1 protein-coding gene is annotated in these 207 nt (G+C 39.1%); it reads left to right on the top strand.

Features of this window, described 5'->3' with window-relative positions; genetic code table 11:
- The coding region (locus ACRHNM_RS18590) for a hypothetical protein (RefSeq protein WP_431138101.1) at positions 1-207 on the top strand (207 nt) is incomplete at both ends.

Genomic DNA, 207 nt, shown 5'->3' with positions numbered 1-207 from the left:
AATGTTCTGGTACTGATAATGAATCCTTAGCTAACGATTGGAATGCAGCCAACATTGCTGCCCTTGAATCGTGTGTAACAGATACTTGTGATACAGATTTCACTGGTCAGATTACTTCAGACTATGACTTTAATAACCTAAGTTCGACTTGTGGTCAAGGTGGTACAATTGCTGTAATCTACACCATTACTGATGACTGTGGAAATG

The organism is Psychroserpens mesophilus (assembly GCF_050617655.1).
Taxonomy (GTDB): domain Bacteria; phylum Bacteroidota; class Bacteroidia; order Flavobacteriales; family Flavobacteriaceae; genus Psychroserpens; species Psychroserpens mesophilus_A.
Note: the sequence above shows the minus strand (reverse complement) of the source record. Positions and strands in the feature narration are given on the sequence as shown.